We start from the raw sequence: 2,388 nt of genomic DNA on the forward strand, positions 1-2,388 counted from the left end.
GGCCCCCCCCCCGCCCCCCCCCCCGGGGGGGCACGCCGTCCGGTTACTCTGCCGCTCCTACCGCGCCCTGCGCACGGACCGCGCGGGGCGCTCCCGGCGCGGTACCGGCGCCACCCGCTCCCTGCGCCGGACCGAATCAGGTCCGGGGCCGGGCGGCCCTGCCTGTGTGTCGTGCTTCGTGCCCGGCCGCCGTCGAGTACCGCCGGTGCTCCGGCGCTCCGGGATGCCCGCTCGGCCACTGGGCCCCACCACACAGGAGTACCGCCCGGTTTGGCTGCGCGTCATGTCCGCCAGCCGACCACGGCCAGGCCGACATCGACCGGCCCGGCCCGGAGGCCGACCGCCTGATCAACAAGATCCTCAGCACGCGGCGGGACATCCGCCTCGGCTGAGGACGACCACCAGCCGAGCCCACACCAGCGCTCGTCCCTCAGGGGCCGTCACCGGGCCGTCACCAGCCCGGTGACGGCCCCTGACCGGGTTTCCGCACCCGTGAACCCGCCAGCCCGCTGCAGGCCCCCGCACACTGCGCCCCTGCTCCGGTCCGTGTCCCACGCGGCCCGCCGTCCTCGACGACTACCCGGCCGTGACCCACGGGGCAGCAGGGCAGGAACGGGTGTGTGCTGCCCGCCAGCGGCAGCGATCAGAAGCGGCGCGCGGCGCGCGCCTGCGGCCCCTCGGCGCCAGCACAGTGCGCCGTTGACCGGCTCCCTCCCACGCCTACTTTTCAGCGCACCGAGACCGGACGGCGCCCCGCCGGGCGAGCACGCCACCCGCCCCGGCCCCGGCCGGTGTTCACCCGCCGGGCGCCCCGCCGCCGGTCCGACCATTCACACAGACCGGGAGCCGCATGCCCATACCCGTCGCCCGCCCCACCGCGCACGAGGACATCCCCCTCTTCGCCCTCGACACCGACGGCCAAGCCCAGCCGACAACCGAAGCCCTCCCCGCACACGAGGACCTGTTCGCCCTCGACGGCCCCGAACTCACCGCCCTCCTCGACTCCCTCACCACAGCACAGCGCGACCAACTCGCCGCCCCCTACCCGACCCGCTGGCTCTACCCACCGAAGCCCGGCGACGCCCCTCGCGGGGTGAACGTGTGCGCCGGATGCGGCGGAGGCTGCGCGGGCCTGCGCCTGGTCCTCGGCGTCGAAGCCGACATGGTGTGCATCGAGCTGAGGAAAGACCCGACCGCCACCAGCACAGCAGCCGGATGCACCGTCATCCGCCAGGACATCAAGACCCTCGACCCCCGCCACCCGGCACTGCGCTGGACCCGCCACGTCATGTGCACGATGCCGTGCACCGACTGGACCCGCGCCGGTCTCGGAGCCGGCCGCGACGCCACGAACCTGGAGATCCTCCTCGACGCGATCGACCAGGTCGGCGCCCACATGGGCAACGTGTGGGTGGACGGGGCGCACGTCTGCACCCATGACGACCCAGGCGACTGCGACGAGGACTGCTACGACCACATGGCCGAGCCCTCCGGCGCCCCCATCACCGAACTGTGGTCGCTGGTCGACGACATGACCGCCCAGACGGCCGGACTCATGCTCGCCCCGGTCATCTGGATCCTGGGCCTGCGCTCCATCGGCGCACCACTCCAGCACATCGTCATCGAGCAGAGCTCGGCCCTGCCCGAAGCCGTCCAGGAGTACATCCAGACCGAACTGTGGACCGCCGGATGCGAGTCCGTGCAGTGGCAGGACCTGGACGCCGCCGACTTCGGCTCCGCCAGCAACCGCAACCGCGCCATCATGTCCGCTCACTGGTACCGCAGCCCCGGCCCCGTCACCGTCCCCGGCATCCGCACCAACGCCGCCCTCGCGCTCGGCTGGCCACTGGACACCCGCATCAACACCCGCGGCGAACGCAAGACCAGCGGCGGCAACGTGTTCGCCCTCAACCGCACCATCACCGCCGTCACCGGCAAGATCCGCGGCTGGTACTGCCAGGAAACCGGACGCCGCTTCACCATCCCCGAAGTCTGCGCACTGGTCGGCCTGCCCGGCGACCACCCGGTCACCGGCTCCCGCACCAGCCAGTGCCAGCAACTCGGCGACATCTTCTCGCCCCTGGTCTGCGCCGCCGTCTGGGGCACCCTTCTGGGCCTGCCCTGGCTCGACATGCTCCGCACCTACCTCGCCCGGATCTACCCGACCGTCCATGCCCGCACCGACCCGGCCACCGTCCTGTTCCACCCCCACCGAGCCCGCCCCGCCCCGCCCGTCCCCGAAGCCGACATCCTGCGCTTGTTCGCCCAGAGCGACTACCCGAACTTTCGTATCCGGACCAAGGACCCGACCGCGCACTGACCCCCGCACCTCTCCCGCCCGGCCACCGCCCCACAGGTGGCCGGGCACCGCCACGCCCGGCCATACCC

At 73.1% G+C, this 2,388-nt stretch carries 1 protein-coding gene; it reads left to right on the plus strand.

What is annotated here, in order from left to right:
* Positions 1–850: 850 nt before the first annotated feature.
* The gene (locus ACIQOV_RS37675; RefSeq protein ID WP_401055288.1) at positions 851–2,320 is read left to right on the plus strand and encodes a hypothetical protein; all 1,470 of its coding nucleotides are present in this window, start codon (positions 851–853) and stop codon (positions 2,318–2,320) included.
* The last annotated feature ends 68 nt before the right edge of the window (positions 2,321–2,388 follow it).

The organism is Kitasatospora sp. NPDC091257, assembly GCF_044757675.1.
GTDB lineage: Bacteria > Actinomycetota > Actinomycetes > Streptomycetales > Streptomycetaceae > Kitasatospora > Kitasatospora lactacystinica.

Bases quoted from the DNA above. Each gene is read 5' to 3' on its own strand.
- ACIQOV_RS37675 (WP_401055288.1), top strand. From the start codon at position 851: ATGCCCATACCCGTCGCCCGCCCCACCGCGCACGAGGACATCCCCCTC.